At 69.3% G+C, this 19,149-nt stretch carries 15 protein-coding genes and 1 pseudogene; 7 read left to right on the top strand and 9 right to left on the bottom strand.

The window, feature by feature from the left end:
* Positions 1-43 precede the first annotated feature (43 nt).
* Together L3078_RS04060 and L3078_RS04055 are read right to left on the bottom strand one after the other, a co-directional pair.
* Positions 44-2,446 carry a SpoIIE family protein phosphatase gene (locus tag L3078_RS04060; protein WP_239750751.1) on the bottom strand — a complete coding sequence of 801 codons (2,403 nt, stop codon included), beginning with the start codon at positions 2,444-2,446 and terminating at the stop codon, positions 44-46.
* Positions 2,447-2,554: 108 nt separating this feature from the next.
* Positions 2,555-3,139 carry a TetR/AcrR family transcriptional regulator gene (locus L3078_RS04055; protein ID WP_239750748.1) on the bottom strand — a complete coding sequence of 195 codons (585 nt, stop codon included), beginning with the start codon at positions 3,137-3,139 and terminating at the stop codon, positions 2,555-2,557.
* A gap of 288 nt (positions 3,140-3,427) precedes the next feature.
* Between L3078_RS04055 and L3078_RS04050 the strand changes: the two genes are divergently transcribed.
* From L3078_RS04050 to L3078_RS04030, 5 genes and pseudogenes are all read left to right on the top strand, one after another.
* A complete protein-coding gene (locus L3078_RS04050) occupies positions 3,428-3,922 on the top strand; it encodes a (2Fe-2S)-binding protein (RefSeq protein ID WP_239750746.1) in 495 nt (164 codons plus the stop codon).
* Complete coding sequence (locus L3078_RS04045; protein ID WP_239750743.1) at positions 3,919-4,914, top strand: FAD binding domain-containing protein; 996 nt, start codon at positions 3,919-3,921, stop codon at positions 4,912-4,914. The genes L3078_RS04050 and L3078_RS04045 overlap by 4 nt, the downstream gene beginning before the upstream one ends.
* Entirely contained in the window at positions 4,911-7,154 is a 2,244-nt protein-coding gene (locus L3078_RS04040) for a xanthine dehydrogenase family protein molybdopterin-binding subunit (RefSeq protein WP_239750741.1), read from the top strand. The genes L3078_RS04045 and L3078_RS04040 overlap by 4 nt, the downstream gene beginning before the upstream one ends.
* 102 nt (positions 7,155-7,256) lie before the next feature.
* Positions 7,257-8,411 (top strand): XdhC family protein, encoded by a 1,155-nt coding sequence (locus L3078_RS04035; RefSeq protein WP_239750739.1) that lies wholly within the window; start codon positions 7,257-7,259, stop codon positions 8,409-8,411.
* 103 nt (positions 8,412-8,514) lie between these two features.
* Positions 8,515-8,676, top strand: a pseudogene (locus L3078_RS04030) (IS6 family transposase); the annotation flags it as partial.
* A 522-nt stretch (positions 8,677-9,198) separates the two neighbouring features.
* Here the strand turns inward: L3078_RS04030 and L3078_RS04025 are convergent.
* From L3078_RS04025 to L3078_RS04005, 5 genes are all read right to left on the bottom strand, one after another.
* A complete protein-coding gene (locus tag L3078_RS04025; RefSeq protein ID WP_239750737.1) occupies positions 9,199-9,873 on the bottom strand; it encodes an SDR family oxidoreductase in 675 nt (224 codons plus the stop codon).
* A gap of 457 nt (positions 9,874-10,330) precedes the next feature.
* Positions 10,331-11,161 (bottom strand): enoyl-CoA hydratase/isomerase family protein, encoded by an 831-nt coding sequence (locus L3078_RS04020; protein ID WP_239750734.1) that lies wholly within the window; start codon positions 11,159-11,161, stop codon positions 10,331-10,333.
* A gap of 157 nt (positions 11,162-11,318) precedes the next feature.
* Positions 11,319-12,884: a long-chain-fatty-acid--CoA ligase gene (locus tag L3078_RS04015; protein WP_239750733.1), complete on the bottom strand. Its 1,566-nt coding sequence runs from the start codon at positions 12,882-12,884 to the stop codon at positions 11,319-11,321.
* 198 nt (positions 12,885-13,082) lie between these two features.
* Positions 13,083-13,937, bottom strand: a complete 855-nt coding sequence (locus L3078_RS04010; RefSeq protein ID WP_239750731.1) for an alpha/beta fold hydrolase — start codon at positions 13,935-13,937, stop codon at positions 13,083-13,085.
* 127 nt (positions 13,938-14,064) lie between these two features.
* On the bottom strand, positions 14,065-14,880 hold the full coding sequence (locus L3078_RS04005; RefSeq protein ID WP_239750728.1) for an oxidoreductase: 816 nt from the start codon (positions 14,878-14,880) through the stop codon (positions 14,065-14,067).
* Between the two features lie 767 nt (positions 14,881-15,647).
* Between L3078_RS04005 and L3078_RS44890 the strand changes: the two genes are divergently transcribed.
* On the top strand, positions 15,648-15,800 hold the full coding sequence (locus L3078_RS44890) for a hypothetical protein (RefSeq protein ID WP_239760752.1): 153 nt from the start codon (positions 15,648-15,650) through the stop codon (positions 15,798-15,800).
* A 184-nt stretch (positions 15,801-15,984) separates the two neighbouring features.
* Here the strand turns inward: L3078_RS44890 and L3078_RS03995 are convergent, their stop codons facing one another.
* Positions 15,985-16,824 (bottom strand): alpha/beta fold hydrolase, encoded by an 840-nt coding sequence (locus tag L3078_RS03995; RefSeq protein ID WP_239750725.1) that lies wholly within the window; start codon positions 16,822-16,824, stop codon positions 15,985-15,987.
* A 129-nt stretch (positions 16,825-16,953) separates the two neighbouring features.
* Here L3078_RS03995 and L3078_RS03990 point away from each other — a divergent pair, with 129 nt between their 5' ends.
* Entirely contained in the window at positions 16,954-17,562 is a 609-nt protein-coding gene (locus L3078_RS03990; RefSeq protein WP_239750724.1) for a TetR/AcrR family transcriptional regulator, read from the top strand.
* Positions 17,563-18,248: 686 nt separating this feature from the next.
* Here the strand turns inward: L3078_RS03990 and L3078_RS03985 are convergent.
* Positions 18,249-19,118: an alpha/beta fold hydrolase gene (locus L3078_RS03985; RefSeq protein WP_239750722.1), complete on the bottom strand. Its 870-nt coding sequence runs from the start codon at positions 19,116-19,118 to the stop codon at positions 18,249-18,251.
* Positions 19,119-19,149 lie beyond the last annotated feature (31 nt).

The following is a 19,149-nucleotide window of genomic DNA, read 5'->3' as shown; positions in this document are numbered from 1 at the left end:
TTCCGTTCTCGGTCGTCGTCGCGCGGTGTGGCGGATGAACCGTTCAGACGGGGTGGAGGACCTGTTCGGCCCATATGGTCTTGCCCGTTGGCGTGTAGCGGGTGCCCCACCGCTCGGTGAGCTGGGCGACCAGCAGCAGGCCGCGGCCGCCCTCGTCGCTCAGCCGGGCCCTCCGCAGGTGCGGGCTGGTGCTGCTGCCGTCGGACACCTCGCAGGTCAGTGTCCGATCCTTGATCAGCCGCAATCGGATCGGGCCGGTGCCGTAACGGATGGCATTGGTGACCAACTCGCTGACGACGAGTTCCGTGACGAACGACGCCTCTTCGAGCCCCCACTCGGTGAGACGGTCGCCGGCGCGCTTGCGTGCCTCGGCCACGATCGCGGGATCACTGGGCAGGTCCCAGGAGGCCAGGCTCTCCGGCCCGAGGGCCCGGGCGCGGATCAGCAGCAGGGCGACGTCGTCGCCGCCCTCGGGGTGCTGGATGTCCAGGACCGTCTCGCACAGGGCTTCCAGCGAGGGTTGTGGCCGGGCGAGTGCCCGGCACAGGCTGCGGTTGCCTTCGTCGAGGTCGTGATGTGGGCCTTCGATGAGGCCGTCGGTGAACAGCGCCAGCACGCTGTTCTCGGGCAGCGTGAACTCCGCCGCCTCGAAGGGCAGGCTGCCCAGGCCGAGAGGAGGACCGGTCGGCAGGTCCACGACGTGGGCCGCCTCGTCCGGCCCGACCAGGATCGGGGGCGGATGGCCGGCGCGGGCCAGTGAGCATGTGCGGGTGACGGGGTCGTAGACGGCATACAGGCAGGTGGCGCCGATGTCTCCCGGGATCTGTGACGGCGAGGCGTCGCCGGTGTCATCGGCGTCGTCGGCGTCCTGGGGGAGCCCGGAGTGGGTCACGATGTCGTCGAGGTGGGTGAGGAGCTCGTCGGGCGCCAGGTCGATGTCGGCGAGGGTGCGCACCGCTGTGCGCAGGCGGCCCATGGTGGCCGAGGCACGGATGCCGTGTCCGACGACGTCGCCGACGACGAGGCCGACGCGCGCGCCGGGGAGCGGGATCACGTCGAACCAGTCGCCGCCCACTCCGGCGTCGCCGCCCGCGGGCACATAGCGGGACGCCGTCTCGACCGCAGGGTGGAGCGTGGGCCTCCCCGGCAGCAGGGACCGCTGGAGCGCCAGCGCGATGCCCCGCTCGTGGGTGAAGCGGCGGGCGTTGTCCAGGCAGACGGCGACCTTGGCCACCAGGTCCTCGATGACGGTCAGGTCGTCGGGGCCGAAAGGGTCGGGAGAGGCCGCGTGCCGGAGGAAGAGGGCGGCCCCGAGGGTCACGCCGCGGGCCCGGACGGGCACCGCGAGCAGGGAGTGCGTTCCGAAGGCGCGGGCGTACGTCTCCTGGGCGGGGTCTTCGGCGAGCCAGCGCACGATGTCAGGGTCCCGCACAGAGGCCAGCACCGTACGGCCGGCGACCTGGCAGCGGACGACGGGAGAGGACTGCGGATGGGTGTGGACCGCGCCGACGCCAGGGGTGGCGTCGGGCGGGAGAGGCCGGGTGCCGCCCTGAGCTGCTCGTCGCAGCGTGAGGGGCCCTGTGCGGGCGCCGGGGCGGGGCAGCGCTCCGCGGAAGACGTCCTGCAGCAGATCGACGCTGACGAAGTCTGCGAAGCGGGAGACGGTCACGGTCACGTCGACGAGTTCCTGGGCGGTTCCCGTCACGTCCAGGCTCGCGCCGATGCGGGTCCTGGCCTCGCTGAGCAGGGCCATGCGTTCGCGGCTGTGGTGCTGCTCGGAGTAGTCGTTGCTCACCAGGCCCACCGCGTGCACCCGGCCGTGCGCGTCCTTGAGGGGGAAGACGTCCACGGCCCAGGCATGTGCCCGGGGTTCACGCGGGAGCGCCACGAACAGTTCGGTGTACTCCGGCTCGCCGGTCTCACCGACCCGGAGGATCCTGCGCTCCGCCTCCTCGAACGCGGCTCCCGGGAGGAATTCGGTCAGACGCCGGCCGCGGACTTCACTCTGGACGAAGCCCACCGCCCGCCGCGTGGCCTCGTTGGCCCACAGCAGCCGCGCGTCACGGTCGTAGATCGACAGAGACGGGGACTGCTGCTCCAGCATCCACCACATGAGGTCCTGCAGCTTCCCCGTCCCCGGTGACGGAACCGTCGTCACGAGGAAGTGCTGCTGCTGCGTGGCGCCGAGCAACGGGCTCAGGTGGACCCTCGCGTCCAGCAGATGGCCGTCGCGATGCCGGAGCGTCGCGCCGTCGGCGCCGACCAGATCGCCCAGGGGTCGGCCGACGATCTCCGCAGAGGTGTATCCCAGGAGGTCCTCGGCCTCGCGACTCCAATAGGCCACACGTGCGTCCCCGTCCGTCACCGCGATGGTCACGGAATCCGCGAGGTGGGCCTCGTCCAGTTGTCGTGTGCGTCGGCCGGGCGGCCCGCCGGTGCGATGCATGGCGCACCTGACCCTTCTACCTGCTGCCGTGTGCCGGGGCACTTCCACGATCGTCCGACAAACGGCGTAGGGCAAGACGGGACGTGACGGGCCGGGAGACCGGGTGATTCAGCCCTGGGGTCCCACGCCGCGCAGAAACGTGTCAACGACGAGCGTGGCCAGCGCGTCCGCGTTCTGCCGGACCCGGTCCGGGTCGGAATCCGCGCCGCCTCCGTGCAGGGCCTCGTCGACGAGGGCGTAGTAGACCCTCCGCGCCCACATGAGGTCCGTGTCCGGGGCGAGGAGTCCTTCGCGCTGCGCGCGGGCGAGGAACTCGAGGGCGCCGGCGTTGATTTCGGACCAGATCACCTCGGTGAGGGGGGTGTCGGCGAGGGGGTGGCCGAGGGTGAACCGCCAGACGCTCTTGATCCGCAGTGCGTTCGCCGTGGCGCGGTGCAGTGCCACGAGTGGTGGGGCGGTGTCCATGTGGGCATCCTCGACGGACTCCATGAGCTGCTGCTTCGCCGAGGCGGCGAGTGCTTCGATGAGGGCCTGGCGGCTGGCGAACCGCCGGTGCACGGTCGTTCTGGCCACGCCGGCCTGCTCGGCGATCTGCTCCATGGAGGCGCCGGGGTCTTCGGCGAGGACCTGCTCGGCTGCCTCCAGGATCGCGCGCACGCTACGCGCGGCATCGGCCCGCAGGGGTCGACCCATGACCTATCCACTCCCGCTGTCGATTCGTGATGCATCGAAAACCATACGCCTTACCTGCTGATTTATGTCGATTTGCATCAACGTTGTTGCATGAGAATGTAAAATCGCGACTGATGAGATGCGATAACTCATCAAACTGCTACGTTCCTGTTTTACATTATGGGCGTACGCTCGCGATTCGGTTCCCCGGTCAGCGGCTTCGCAGTCCGCGGAGCGGGGTCCCTTTTGTCCCGGCCTATGTGCCTGGTGGCCCCCCCCATGAGACGAGCGCACGGGCGAACCGGAGGAATGACCACGGTGGAGATAGAGCTGCGGATCAACGGGTCCGCTCATCGGCTGGACGTCGCGCCGCAGGTGAGCCTGCTCGACGCGCTGCGCGAATACCTGGGCCTGACCGGCACGAAGAAGGGCTGCGACCAGGGCGCGTGCGGGGCCTGCACGGTGCTGGTGGACGGTCGGCGGATCAACGCCTGCCTCGCGCTGGCCGTGCAGTACCAGGACCGTGAGATCACGACCATCGAAGGGGTCGACCACCCGTTGCAGGAGGCGTTCGTCCGCACCGATGGCTTCCAGTGCGGCTACTGCACGCCGGGCCAGATCTGTTCGGCGATCGGGATGCTCGCCGAACACAAGGAAGGCGCGCCCAGCGCGGCGACCGAGCACCTGGCCGACACCGGTGGAGAGCTGGACGAGGCGGAGATCCGGGAGCGGATGAGCGGCAACCTGTGCCGCTGTGGCGCCTACAACGGCATCGTCTCGGCGATCAAGGAGGTCGCGAAGTGAAGTCTTTCTCCTACCTAAGCGCACCGGACACGGCCACGGCGCTGCGCACGATCGCGGACAGCGAGGACGTGAAGTTCCTCGCGGGCGGCACGAACCTCGTCGACCTCATGCGTGAGGGCATCGAACACCCGTCGACGGTCGTGGACATCACCCGCCTGCCGCTGACCGGGATCGAGGAACTGCCGGACGGCACCATCCGTGTCGGGGCGCTGGTGAGCAACAGCCGGCTCGCGGCTGACCCCCTCATCAGAACCCGCTATCCGGTGCTGGCGCAGGCGATCCTGCTGGGGGCGTCCGCCCAGTTGCGCAACATGGCGACGGTGGGCGGGAACCTGTTGCAGCGCACCCGGTGCATGTACTTCTACGACGAGGCCTCCGCGTGCAACAAGCGCGTGCCCGGCAGTGGTTGTGACGCGATCGGCGGGTTCTCCCGCGGCAGTGCGGTGCTGGGGGCGAGCGAGCACTGCGTCGCGACGCATCCCTCGGACATGGCGGTGGCGCTGGTGATGCTCGACGCGGTCGTCGAGGTGGAGAGCGTGCGCGGTGTGCGGCGTGTCCCGGTCGCCGAGTTCCACCGTTTGCCCGGCGACACACCGCACATAGAGACGGTGCTGGCGGCCGACGAGCTGATCACGGCCGTTGAGCTGCCGTCGGTGCCGGTGGCAGCGCACTCGCGCTACCGCAAGGTCCGCGACCGCGCGTCCTACGCGTTCGCCCTGGTCTCCGTCGCCGCCGCGCTGGCCGTCGAGGACGGCCGCATCGCCGAGGTCCGCCTCGCACTCGGCGGCGTGGCGACCAAGCCGTGGCGGGCACGGACCGCGGAGGAGCTGCTGCTCGGCGCCGAAGCCAACGATGAGAACTTCGCCCACGCCGCCGCGGCCGAACTCGCCCCCGCCCAGCCCTTGTCCGGCAACGCCTTCAAGATCGACCTGGCCCAGCGGACGGTCGTGGCCGTCCTGCGGAAACTCAACGCCGAGCGGAGCGCATCGTGACCACACGCACCTGGACAGGCTCCGAGGTCGACGCGGACGCTTCCGTGCCCGTCGGGGGCGCGGTCGGCCGACCGGTGGACCGCCGGGACGGCCACGCGAAGGTGACCGGGGCGGTGCGCTTCTCCGCCGAGCACCACTACCCGAACCTCACGTACGCGAAGCTGGTGCATGCCACCGTCGCCCGTGGCACGATCACCGGAATCGACACGGCCGCGGCGGCCGCGGTGCCCGGCGTCGTGGCGGTTCTCACCCACCTCAACGCGCCGAGGATCAAACCACCTCGGAAACCCAACATCGTGCGGGACCTGGGACCCGACGTCTCGGGAACCGACGTCGACTACCTCAACACCGATCAGGTTTTCTGGGACGGCCAGCCGATCGCCGTCGTGGTCGCGGAGACCTCGGCCGCGGCGAACGAGGCCGCCCCACTCGTCGAAGTCACCTACGACCTGCTGCCCGCGCGCGTGGACTTCGCCATCGAGAAGACCAACGCCACCCCGGCCAAGGGCGACCTCACTTTCTCCGGGGTGAAGAAGAAGGGCGACGCCGAGGCGACGCTGGCGGCTGCGCAGGTGTCGGTCGACCTGCGCTACACCACGCCCGGCCTGCAGCACAACGCGATCGAACCGCACGCCACGGTCGCCGTCTGGGACGGTGACCACCTCACCGTGCACGACACCACGCAGGCCATCAACCAGACCGGCCGCTACCTCGCCTGGCGGTTCGGTGTGCCGGCGTCCCACGTCCGCGTCCGCGCCGAGTTCCTGGGAGGCGGCTTCGGGGGCAAGTTCGCCGTCTGGCCCGGCACGGTCATCGCGGCGATGGCGGCCAAGGCCGTCGGACGGCCCGTGCGCCTGGCGCTGACCCGCACGGCCGTCAACCGCGCCACCGGCGGGCGTACCGCCTCGACCAACCGCATCGCGCTCGGCGCGACCCGCGACGGCCGGCTCACCTCACTGATCCAGGAAAGCATCACCCGCACCGGCTCGGCCGGGGGCCTGCTCGAGGCGACCAGCTCACCCGCCCGGCACCTCTACGGCGCCCAGAACATGCTGACCCGGCAGAACCTCGTCGCGATGGATCTGATGCCGAACACCTGGCTGCGCGCCCCCGGCGAGGCGATCGGCAGCTTCGTACTGGAATCGGCGATGGACGAACTCGCCTACGAGCTGTCCATGGACCCGATCGCCCTGCGGCTGCGCAACGAGCCGGCAACGGATCCGACGGGTGGCAAGAAGTTCTCCCAGCGCATGCAGCGCGAAGCCTTCGAGGCGGGCGCCGAGCGCTTCGGCTGGGCGGACCGCGACCCCGAACCCCGCTCCATGCGGGACGGCGAGTGGCTCGTCGGGATGGGCACGGCCGCCGCCTTCCACCCGGTGCTGCGCCTGGTCGCCGACGTCAAGGTACGGCTGAGCGACGACGGCAGCGCGCTCGTGCAGTGCGGTTTCCACGAGATGGGCATGGGCGCCGCGACCGTCCAGGCACAGATCGCCGCGGACGCGCTCGGCATCGACTACGAGAAGGTCCGGGTCGAGTACGGAGACTCGGCCCTGCCGTCCGGCCCGATGGCAGGCAACTCCAACCAGACGGCGACCGTGGCCACCAGCGTCCTCGCCGCGTGCGCCGAGCTGACCCGGAAGATCACTGCGCTGGCCCGGCGTACGGGCACGACCGGTCAGGAACCGGCGGCCGCCCTGCGCGCGGCGGGCACCCCGTTCCTCGAAGCGTCGGTCGGGTCGGACACCCGGTTCGGTGCGCTGGGCAGCCAGGGCCGCTTCCTGTCCACCTTCCTGAAGGACCAGCGCTGGTCCAAGGCCGCCCGCGGCGCGCAGTTCTGTGAGGTGCGGGTGAACGCCGACACCGGCGAGCTGCGGATCTCGCGGTGGCTCGGCATGTTCGACGTCGGCCGCGTCATCAACCCCAAGACCGCAGCCAGCCAGCTTCGCGGGGCCGTGGTCATGGGCATCGGGATGGCGCTGTCGGAGCAGAGCCTGATCGATCCCCGCAACGGGCGCACCATGAGCGCCGGACTCGACTCCTACTACGTTCCCGTCCACGCCGACATCCCCCCGATCGACGTCGACTGGCTCGACGAACCGGACAGGACGATGCCCCTGGGCATCATCGGGCTGGGCGAGGTCGGCACGACCGGGGTGGCGGCAGCTATCGCGAACGCCGTCTTCCACGCCACCGGCAAGCGGATCCGGGACCTGCCGATCACGCTGGACAAACTGCTCTGAAACGACGGCGGCCACGGGCCTCATCGTGCATGGCCCTTCAGGGCGCCCCCTGCATGACGAGGCCCGACCCGCGTACAACCAGGACGACAGGAAAGTATCCCCATGCTGGACATCGCCGGCGAGCTGAACCGGTGGCTCGCGGAAGGCCGCGACTTCGCCGTGGCCACGGTCGTGGCCGTCAGCGGCAGCGCTCCACGTGGGCCGGGCGCCGCGCTCGCCGTCGACGCAGACGGGACGGCCATCGGCTCGGTCTCCGGTGGCTGTGTCGAAGGCGCCGTCTACGACCTGTGTACCCAGGCGCTCGCCGACGGCAAGGCGGTGCGCGAGCGGTTCGGCTACAGCGACGAGGACGCCTTCGCCGTCGGCCTGACCTGCGGCGGCGTCCTCGACATCCTGGTCACCCCGGTGCCCGCCGACGGACTGGGCAGGAAGGCGTTCCGGACGGCGCTGTCGGCCACCGCCCGGGGTGAGGCGGTGGCACTCGCCCGCGTGGTCCAGGGCCCCGTGAAGCTCCTCGGACAGGCGCTGGCGGTCCGCCAGGACGGCTCGTACGAAGGCGAACTCGGCGGGCACCCGGATCTGGGCCGCGCCGTCGCCGACGAAACTCGCTCGCTGCTGGATGCCGGCCGCACCGGCACGTTCGACCTTGCGCAGGACGGCTCCCACTGCGAGCCGGACCTGACCGTGTTCGTCGAGTCGAGCGTGCCGCCGCCGCGCATGCTCGTCTTCGGCGCCATCGACTTCGCGGCAGCGCTGGTGCGCATGGGCAAGTTCCTCGGTTACCACGTCACGGTGTGCGACGCCCGGCCCGTCTTCGCCAGCCGGACGCGCTTTCCCGAGGCTGACGAGATCGTGGTCGACTGGCCGCACCGCTACCTGCACCGAACCGAGACCGATGAACGGACGGTGGTGTGCGTCCTCACCCACGACGCCAAGTTCGATGTACCCCTGCTGGAGACGGCCCTGCGGCTGCCAGCCGCCTACATCGGCGCGATGGGCTCCCGCCGCACCCACGCCGACCGCGACCGCAGACTCCGGGAAGCGGGCCTCACCGAAGTCGAACTGACCCGCCTGCACTCACCGATCGGCCTCGACCTCGGCGCCCGCACGCCCGAGGAGACCGCCCTGTCCATCGCTGCCGAGATCGTCGCCACCCGCCACGGCGGCACAGGTCTTCCGCTGAGCGGCTCACACACACCGATCCACCGCGACACCGTAGGGCCTCGGCCGGGGCGATCGGCGCGAGTGGCCGCGTGACGCGACCGCGAGCCGGCCGTCCGTACGACCGGGACAGGCGCTGTCACGCGGGCTGAGTGGGGTGGGATGCTCTCCGGGGTGATCATGGTGGAGAGTGATCGTCCGCTTCCCCCTCAGCTTGCGCGAGGCCGCGCTTGAGCGCGGCGTGACCGTCTCCTATGAGACCAGCCGGCGCTGGCGTGCGACGTTCGGGCAGCGGTACGCCGATTCGCTGCGGCAGTATCTGCGGCGGGCCGTCGACCCGGACGGGACGGTGCTCGGCATCTCGTGCGGAAGTGATGGCCCAAGGCCGCGGTCAGGCAGTTCTTCGCCGTCTTCTCGCCCTTACGCCTTTACGCCGAGCTCGCGAGCAGGCTGTCGCGGGCCCGGCCGGCCTGCGGAAGCGGAAGGACGGGCGGGGGAAGCCGAGGAGCGGCACGGAATGGTGGCTGGCGGCATGTGAAACGGCGAAGGCAGTGCTGCCACGCCGCTCCGCCACAAAGCCCCGATGGCCGTCTCCGGTTCTGGTCCGAAACCGGCCGGGAGCTCAGTCCGTCCCGCCGCCAGACACTTGCTCACACCTCCACCCTGAAGGGGGGGAGGTGTAAGCATCCTCACCCAAGCGGCCCGGAGGGGCGCAGCGCCACTGCTAAAGTCGCCTTGCCCGCAACGTGGTTGGCGGATTTAGCGCAGGACTGGCGGGACGCCAAGCCCGTGGAGACCTCGTCAGACCATCCTTGTTGGGTGGCAGGGGCCGATGAAGCAGGAACCCAAGAGGGCACCGCGTAACGGTGCTGACTGCGAGGCCTCATGCTGCGGCCAGGCCCTGCTTGACGTGCTGTGTGATCTCGTCGGCGAGGATTTCAGGCAAGCCCTTCTCGATGCCCGCCAGGGCCTGGGCCGCGACGTCGGCGGGGTCGGCCTTCTGCTCGCCTGTGATGACGGCGGCCATGTCGGTGTCCATGTAGCCGACGTGCAGCGCCGACACGGTGATACCGCGAGGCGCCAGCTCCTCCCGGGTCGCATTGGTCAGCGCCCATGCGGCTGACTTGGCCGCCGAGTACGACCCGTGATCGGCGACGTGCAGCCAGGAGAGCACGGACAGCACGTTCAGTATCGCGCCACCGCCGTTGTCCCCGATGACCGGGGCGAATGCCCGAGTCACGGCGAGCGGGCCGAAGAAGTTCGTCTCCATCTCCAGTCGCACCGCGTCCGGTCCGCCGGCGATCAGAGGTGTCCCGGTGGAGATGCCGGCATTGTTCACCAGCAGTGTCGCGTCGGATGCGGTACGGGCTGCGGCCCGGATCGACTCCTCGTCCGTCACGTCCAGACGGAGCGGGGTCACGCCGGCCAGGTCGACCGTCTCCGGGCGGCGCGCCGCCGCGTACACCTTCGCGCCGCGCTCCAGGAGTTGGGCGGCCAGATGGCGTCCGAGCCCGCGGTTGGCGCCGGTGACCACTGCGACAGCGTCCTTGAGTTCCATGTCTGCTCCCGGTTGTGGGGGGTCGTACGATCGGACCCCGACTTTAGATTATGATCATAATCTAAAGTCGAGCATAAGCTGGATTCCAACTGACATCAAACTGCCGAGAGTTGATGGGGCGTGTGTCACAGACGCAGGCTCAGGAGAAGACGAGCAGCGAGCTGGTCCACGCGACGCCGCCCGACAGGCATTGACCGACACCTGCCTCGGCGTCGAGTACCGCGACATACATGCCGACGGGGTGAACGACTTCGCCGACTGGCTTGCCGCGGAGAACCAGGACGGGATCACCCGGCTCTGCGCGGTACTTGGCGCATCGTCCCGGCCGCCGCCACGCCGGATCGCGCGGCCACGGTCATCGGACCAAAAGCGCACTGACCACCGCCCCCGGCAGCGACGTCCTCTGTCGGCGTGGCTGATCGCACAGCACGGGATGTCGCTGCCGGCGAGACATCTATCAGGGCGTCTGGTTGAGCAGGCCGATGTACTCGCCGAGGCGGTACTCGACGTCGAGCCCCTTGTCGGCGGCGACCGCGCCGATTCCGGCCGCGCGCGAGAGGAACCCGGGCTGTGTCAGGGTGTTCCCGAACGCGACGAAGGAGGCGGCGAGATCGGCGTCCGGCGGCAGTGTCGCCCGGTTGACCTGGGACTTCGCGGTCGCCAGCGCCTGCCGGTCGAAGGAGGCGAGGCGGGCGGCCGTCGCGTCGACGAAGGCGTCGAGTTCGGCGTCGGGCAGGGTCCGGGTGACCCATCCCCAGCGCTCGGCCTGGTCGGCGTCGTAGTCGGCGCTGCCGAGAATGGCCTCGAGTGCCCGGTCGCGGCCGATCAGACGGGGGAGCCGCTCGGCTCCGCCTCCGCCGGGGACAAGGCCGATGCCTACCTCGGGCTGTGAGAAGAACGCCTTCTCGCGGCTGGCATAGCGCAGGTCGCAGGCGAGGGCCAGTTCGTTGCCGGCGCCGCGGGTGCGGCCGCGGATGGAGGCGATGCTGACGTACGGGGCCTTGCTCAACCGCAGAACCATGTCGGTCCAGACCGGGTTGTCGCCCTCGTGTTCGGGGGCGGGGATTCCGGCGGCCTGGGAGGCGTCGAAGTGGTTGAGGAAGAAGTCGGGGACCTCGCTGGTGAAGACGACGACCTGGAGGTCGGGGTCCTTCTCGAACCCCGTGACGATCTCGTGCAGCCTGACGAGGGTCTCGGGAACCACCAGGTTCACCGGCGGGTTCGCGAACGTGATCTTGGCGATCTGCGGGATCGTTCGCTCGAGGCGGACGGTGCTGGGCTGGCTCATGGGATGTTGCCGTTCTCTTGGTAGTTGTCCATGGGTGCAGGCGGGCGAGCATGCCCGTACGGCAGCCAAGGCTCGGGTGAGGAGTGCTGGGCGGGCCGCCGGGTTCAGCGGTGGATACCGAAGGCGCTTCAAGCGCACGTGTTGCGTGTCGCCCGGTTCAACGCCGGGCGGCGTCGCCGGTCAGCTCCCGCTTGAGGATCTTGCCCGTGGCGGTCATGGGCAGGGTGTCCGCGAACTCGATGATGCGCGGGTACTTGTGTGCGGCCATGGTCTGGCGGCACCAGGCGATGAGTTCGTCCTCCGTCAACTCGGCGCCGGGCTTGAGAATGACGAACGCCTTGACCTCCTCTCCGTGACGGGGGTGGGGGACGCCGACCACGGCGGAGAGACTGACCGCTGGGTGGGTGAGCAGGACCTCTTCCAGCTCTCGCGGGTAGACGTTGAAGCCGCCGCGGATGATCATGTCCTTCTTGCGGTCGACGATGTAGAGGTAGCCGTCGGCGTCCCTGGTGCCGATGTCGCCGGTGCGCAACCAGCCCTGGGCGTCCAGCACTTCGGCGGTCGCTTCCGGGCGGCCGAGGTAGCCCTTCATGACGTTGTGTCCGCGTACCCACAGCTCGCCGGGCTCGTCGACCGGGGCCTCGGCGCCGTCCTCGCGCACCACGCGCACCTGGACACCCCAGACCGGGAGACCGATCGAGCCGGGCTTGCGAGGCCGGTCCAGCTGGTTGAAGGTGGCCACCGGACTGGTCTCCGACAAGCCGAACCCCTCCAGGACCGGGACGCCGAAACGCTCCTCGAACGCGGTCAGCACCTCGACGGGCAGCGCTGACCCACCGGACACCGCCAGCCGCAGAGTGTTCGCGATCTTCACGAGGTCGTGGTGGTCCGCGTCCGGGTGGTTGAGCAGAGCCCAGTACATGGTGGGCACGCCTGCGAAGACGGTGATGTTCTCCCGTTCCATCAGGGCCAGGGCGTCCGCGGGGGCGAACCGGGGCAGCAGAACGAGCGTCGCGCCCGCGGCCATACCGGCGTTCATCAGGACGGTCTGGCCGAAGCTGTGGAACAGCGGCAGGGTCACCAGGTACACGTCGTGCGGCCCGGCGTCGAAGAGCCGGACGCTCAATAGGGCGTTGTGCACCAGGTTGCTGTGGGTCAGTTCGGCGCCCTTGGGCTGCCCGGTGGTTCCGCTGGTGTACAGCACGACCGCGGTGTCCGTCTCCGTCGCAGGCTGGGTGGCCCACTTGCCGGGGTGGCCGTGAGTGAACTGGGCCAGCGTCTCTCCGGCCGTCGATCCGCTCGTCGCCCCGGGATCCTCGGTGAGCAGGACGAAGGTTTCGCAGTCCGGTGCGGCCTCGAAGGCGGCCCGTCCGCGTTCGCCCATCGGCAGCTCGGCGCCGCCTTCGAAGCAGAAGTACGCCTTTGCCTGGGAGTCACGCAGGTGGTAGGCCACTTCCCGCTCGGTCAGGAGAGTGTTGAGCGGAACGACGCAGGCGCCCGCCTTGAGGATCCCGTAGTAGACCACCGGGAAGTACGGCAGGTTGGGACAGCTCAGGGCGACCCGGTCCCCGTCCCCGATGCCACGGGCGGCCAAGGCGGCGGCCACGCGGTTCGCCGCCGCGTCGAGCTCCCCGTACGTCCACCGTTCCTTGCCCAGTACCAGCGCGGTCTGGTCGGGGCGTGCCCGCGCGGTGTCCTCCAGCAGGACAGCCAGGTTGAGCATGTGAGTACCTCCACGAGGTCAGGTCTTCGGGACACGCCCACTGGCGGGGGCGCGTGGTGGTGCTGTGCATGGAGCGGGGCCGGCGCCGCCGCGGATGGGCGGGGCCTTGGCCGATCCGGTGGGCCTTGGCCGATCCGGTGTGCCGCTGGCGCGCAGCCCTCCATTGCTCGGGCGGCGTCGACGCCCGCTGCGGCGTCTTCAGGCGGCGAGGAAGTCGGTCACCTGGGTGGTGAAGGCTTTGGCGTGCTGGAAGAGGAACGCGTGGCCCGCGTCGCTGTAGAGGACCAGGGTGGCGTTCTGGAGATGCTGGACGGCGGCGAAGGAGGCGAAGGCCGGAAGCATGACGTCGTGGACGCCGTTGGCGTACAGAACGGGTTGCTTGACGGTCTCCAGTTCCGCTGCCACCTCCTCGAAGGGGGTCTCGAGGATCTTGCTGACCGCGGTGAACTGCCCGACTGCCGCCGCGTCGGAGATGCCGGGGCCGCCGGCGGCGAGCCGGGTCGAGACGTGGTCGAGGTGGCTGAGTCCCGAGGCGCGGGCCGCGTCGGTCTCCGGGTAGAACAGGTAGAGCATGTCTTCCACGTCGCCGCCGTCGGGCTTGGACATGATGCCCACGACCCGCTCGCTCATGGGTGGTGCACCGGGCGCCCAGGCGGTCGGGCTGCTGCCCGCCACGATGAACTTGCGCACCAGCTCGGGGCGGTGAAGAGCCACGCGCTGTGCCACGAACCCGCCCAGTGACCAGCCGAGCAGGTCGGCCTGGGGAAGTCCGAGGGCCTCGATGAACTCGATGACGCCCGCGGCGAAGCCGTCGAGGGAGTCGCGCGGATCGCCGGTGGTGTAGCCGACGCCGACGTTGTCGAAGACGATCACGTCGTGGTCGGCGGCCAGGTGGTCCAGGAACTCCGGGTCCCACCAGTCGATGGTCGCCCGGAAACGGTGCAGCAGGACCAGGGGGACTCCCCCCTGCGGGCCCATGCGCCGGTAGGTGAAGGTTGCGGAGGGCCCCTCCACGGTGAGGTTCTCGGCCTTGTCTGCCAGATATGTGCTCATGACGTTCTTCTCTTGCTGGTGCGGGTCTGTGGTCGCGCTGGCTTGCGGGTTTGGCAATGTCGCGCTGGAGCGCTGACAACCGCTGACGCGGCGGATGCCTCGTTGCTGGGCGCAGGGTCGGCCGGTGTCAGCCGGCCAACTTGTTGATCTTGCGGATCTGCTGGTCGAAGGCCCGTGCGGGCAGGAGTCGGCGTGCCGTGCTGATGCGCCGGGCGTTCGGGCCGGCGGCGTACCGCAGCTTCGCCCTGGAGTCGGTGGCCGCCGCGACGATCGCCTTGGCGACGACATCGGGCGAGTCGCCGTCGTCGTTGAACGACACCGCCACCTGGTCGGCGACGCGCCGCCGCTCCGCGTAGACATCCATCGGCATGTCGGGCGCCACGGCGTTCGCCTCGAAGGCGGTGTTGGTGCCGGCGGGCTCGACGAGCAGCACCCGTACGCCGTACTCGCGGACCTCGTGGTCCAGCGACTCGGAGTACCCCTCCACCGCGTGCTTGGAGGCCGCGTAGGCGGCCATGAAGGGCTGAGGGATGAAGCCGAGGATGGAGGAGATGTTGATGATCCGTCCGAAACCCTGGGCGCGCATGTGCGGCAGGACGGCCTTGGTCATGCGCATCACACCGAAGACGTTGATGTCGAAGACGCGCTGAGCCTGGGCGACGGAGTTCTCCTCGTCGGCGCCCGAGGAGCCGATCCCGGCGTTGTTGACCAGGACGTCGATCCGCCCGTACCGCTCGATCACCTCCGCGACCGCGGCGTCGACCGAATCGTCACTGGCCACGTCGAGTCCGAGGAAGGTCACGCCGTCGCGGCGGACGGCCCCGGACGCCTTCCGGCTCGTGCCGATCACCTCGAACCCCGCCTCGACGAGGGCTAGGGCGGCTGTTTTCCCAATGCCGGAGGACGCGCCCGTCACGAGGGCTACCGGCCGTGCTGTCGCCATGATGTGCTCCCTGAATTATTGAAGTATGTTCGTAATTCTAAGGGTGAGCGTAACAGCGTTTTCGGCAAACTGCATCAGTCAAGTTCCATTTTTTGATGATCTTGCGAGGCCGGCGGCGCAGTTAGCCGTAGAACTGTGGCTCAGGACGTGGCGCCGGATTCTGACCGGCCTGCTGGCCTCCGCGGGGTGAAGGGGGCGGGCATGACCTCCTTCGTCGGCTGGTGCATCCCCATCGCCCTCGGTGCGTGGGGTGCATGACGGTGGCCATGGCTGCCGGACAGTGGCCGATAACAGGCGTTCTTCGTTCCGGGCGTCGGTGGCTTGACGGCTGCCCGTTCCGCGTCCGTCTGCCGACGAAGTCGCGGTCGACGTCACTGAGATCGACCGGGAGCGACGCAGGCGGATTCTCTCTCGACGCCCGGTTTCATCCGACAACCAGTGGCGGAGGTGGGTATGGAGGACGCGCGCGGTGCGCGGCGCCGGGCGTTCTGCCAGGGCACCGTGGCAGCCCCGCACCCGCGTTCGCCATGCCGCCGAGCGGGGCTTCACGCTTTGCCGCCTCGCCCTCATGTCGATCACGCGACCGTCAGGTCGGCCAAGTGTGGGGCGGCCCCGGAATGCGCTTCGAGCCAGTGCTCTGGCCGCATAGGCCAGCTGACGGACCAGGAAGGGCGGCGGACCAGCAGATCGCGCGCCGGGGTAGCACGAGTCCAGTGCACCACCGGCGGGCGATGATGCTGGCCTCAACCGGCGGGAATCGGGTGCCGGTGATCGCTCAGCTGGTACCGGCCGATGAGGACATCGTCCGCGATGCGACCATCAGCCTGGCCCAGCTCCCCCGGGCGGTCGTCGGCCTCATGGGGATGGGCCGCCGGCAGACCGGCGACCGCGACATCCTCATCGCCTTCGACCACCGCTGATCATCGATGTGTGAAGGCAAACGATCATGCGGTGGCCGCAGGCCCCGATCTAGACATTGACCACGGGCAGGAAGCATTCGAGGGTCTGATGGACCGCACCGCAGGCAGGTTCGCCCGGATCGAACCTTGTCGCTGGATACGACGCACCCTGTGACCGGCCAAGTGGACGCCGCCCCTGCAGGTGTTACTCGTCGAGGAACTGGAGGGCGTGCTTGAGGAACCGCTCGGGGTACTGGAAGTGCGCTCCGTGTCCGGCGTCGGGGTAGATCAGCAGTTGGGCGTCGGGGATGTTCTGGGCGAGGTGCCAGGAGTTGATCGAGGCGATCATTATGTCGTTCTCGCCGTTGAGGACCAGCGTCGGCTGGGTGATCGCGTTCAGGTAGGCGTAGGGATTCTCGCCCGGCAGTGGTTCCGCGTAGGCCATGGATGCTTCGAACTGCGCCTGTGCGACTGCGGGCGAGCTCGGCGGGTCCTGGTCGGCCCGCTGGTGGCGTCGCTCCCAGAAGGCCCGGCCCGCTTCGATCGCGGCCTCGGAGCGGCCGAAGAACAGGAAGAGGAAGTCCTCCACGGTGGGGACCGGGTTCAGTGCGTAGTCAGGCACCCTGGGGTCACTCGTCGGGTCCCCGCCCCGGAGGCCGGTGCCGAGCAGGAGGAGCTTGCGCACCAGTTGAGGGTGGCGCAGCGTGACTTCCTGTGCCTGGTAGCCGCCGAGGGAGAAGCCGAGCAGGTCGACCTGCTCCAGCCCCAGTGCCCGGATGACCGCGGCGATGTCGTCGGCCATGTCCTCGACCCGGTTGCGCGGCGTGCCGGATGACGAGGCGACGCCGCGCCCGTTGAACAGGATGACCTCGCGGCTTTCGGCCAGGCCGTCGGTGAGCAGGGGGTCCCAGTTGTCCATTCCCCCGCGGAAGTGCTGGACGAGGAGGATCGGGACACCGGAGGGCTTGCCGAAGCGGCGGTAGGCGAACCGGTCGCCGTCGACCTCGACGTATTGGGTGGATGCGGTCACATGCGTATCGCTCATGGTCTGCGGCTTTCTGGAGGGGACGAGCTATACGATGACGTTCGTAATATAAAAAGTCAACCCCTTAGATGTCGATCGTCATCTATGTATGCTGGCGTCGGGCGTCGACCGGAGAAGGGCTGGCTGGACATGCGGGTGACCAAGGCGCAGGCGGAGCAGAACCGTGCGCACATCGTCGCGACAGCCGCCAGGCTCTTCCGCGAGCGCGGCTATGACGGTGTCGGCGTGGCGGAACTGATGGCGGCCGCCGGGTTCACCCATGGCGGGTTCTACAAGCACTTCCGCTCCAAGGCCGACCTGATGGCCGAAGCGTCTACGAACGGGCTCTCGCAGACCGCGGCACGGGCAGAAGGGCTGGGCCCCGCCGAGTTCGTCGAGAGCTATGTCTCTCGGGACCATCGCGACGGGCGCGGCGAGGGATGCACCATCGCGGCCCTCAGTGGCGACGCGGCACGTCAGCCGGCGGACCTCAAAGGAGAGTTCGCAGCGGGGATCGAGAACCTGCTGACCGCCCTTCGGACGCAAGCCGACACACCGGGGGACGCGGACCAACGCGCGGCCCGCACCATGATGATCGACATGCTCGCCCATGCGGTCGGCGCGATCATGTTGTCGCGGGCATGCCCGGACGGTTCTCCGCTGGCGGACGAGATCCTCGATGTCTGTCGCAAGGAAATTCTCACGTCACTGGCGCACGGCCTCAGCGACCGGCCGGCGGCACGGAGCCCAGAAGTCTGACCGCAGCCGACCGGCGCAAGCCCACCTCCCCCCACGGGCAGATAGTGAAGCAAACCGCTGCGGGCCCCCGAGCCGGTGGCGCGACGTGAGTTTGCGGACACGTAAGAGGTGCTCAGGCACCGGGTGATCGGTCGGGCGGTATCTGTGGGCGCTGGACGAGGCGGACGCGCTCACCGTGGCGGTCGGCGGGGTGTCGCAAGTTAAGCGCGCGGGCCGCGTCCGACGGTGCCTCATCGGCAGAACGCGGCGTTGACGGCCACTTGATTCCGTTGTCGATCATCTGCCGGTAGCAGTAGCCCTCCGGCAGCCCGCCAGTCATCACGGCGCTGGCCGCAGATCCCGCAGTCGTTCCCGCTTGGCATCGTTCACGTCCGAGCCGCACCGAGGCCCCGCCCTGGCTGGTCGGTCGCGTCCCCGAAACCTGTGCGTGGCAGTCACAGGCGGGAGCGACCGGTGCCCTTCGCTCATGCCTCCGCACTGGCCAACTCGCCCCGGTCGGCGCCCCATCACATCGAGTTGACCACGCGAACGAACAGAAGCAGCCAGCGAACTTTTGCCGACCTCGGTCAGCTGACGCCTCGCCCGCCTGGCGCCATCCTGCACCGGATGGGCCCGTGCCCCGCTGGTCGGCAAACGCCAACTCGATGGCCGTGAGGCCCCATTCCTGCGGAGCCGCTCAAGTTCAGTCAGGACTCGAGGAATGCAAGCGCCCGGGGCACGAAGTCCTCGTGGTGCTGGAAGACACCCCCGTGCCCGGCGTCCGGGTAGAGCGGGATGAGTTCGCCGTGGGGGAGGCGGGCGGCCAGGTCGAGTGTGTTGTGGCTGGGCACCATCCGGTCGTTCTCGCCGTTCGCCACCAGGACCGGTTGGCGAACGGCGGACAGGTCCGACGGCGCTTGGCGGCCCCAGCGCTTGACGGCCTTCAACTGGGCGCGGAGCGACGGCAGCGCGATGTCCTTGTCGCGGTCGTGCGTGCGCTCCTTCAACCGTTCCAGGAAGTCACGTCCGGCCTGCCGGCCGCCTGCGGTGTCGGTGAAGAAGAGGGAGAGCTTGGGGTCCTGCCGGGTCAGGGCGCCCTTGAGTGTGGCCTGGATGGTGAGGGCCGGGACCTTGTCGATGCCGGGGCCCCCGGCGGGGCCGGTGCCGGCGAGGATGACCTTGCGGACGAGGTGCGGCTCTTCGGCCGCGATGACCTGCGCGACGAAGCCGCCCATCGACAGGCCGAACAGGTCGACCTGGTCGAACCCGAGAGCCCGGATGAACAGTACGGCGTCGCGGGCCATCGCCTCGATCGTGTCGGGTGTGGAGCCGCTCGATGCGCCCACACCGCGGTTGTCGAAGGTGATGACCCGACGTCGTGCGGCGAGTCCGTCGACGACGCGCGGGTCCCAGTTGTCCAGCACGCCGGCCAGGTGAACCAGGCAGATGAGCGGTACGCCGTCCTCGGGGCCGAGTTCCCGGTAGGCGAAGTCCTCGCCGCGAACGGATACGGAGCGGGTCACCGCGCTCTTGTACGAGGCCGTCGAGGGGGAGGGGGAGTTCTGCGGTGTGCTCATGTCCGGGTCCTTCTGTAACGGGTTTCAGGGT

The organism is Streptomyces deccanensis (genome assembly GCF_022385335.1).
In the GTDB taxonomy this organism is placed as follows: domain Bacteria; phylum Actinomycetota; class Actinomycetes; order Streptomycetales; family Streptomycetaceae; genus Streptomyces; species Streptomyces deccanensis.
This window is presented reverse-complemented; position numbering and strand designations above follow the sequence as displayed.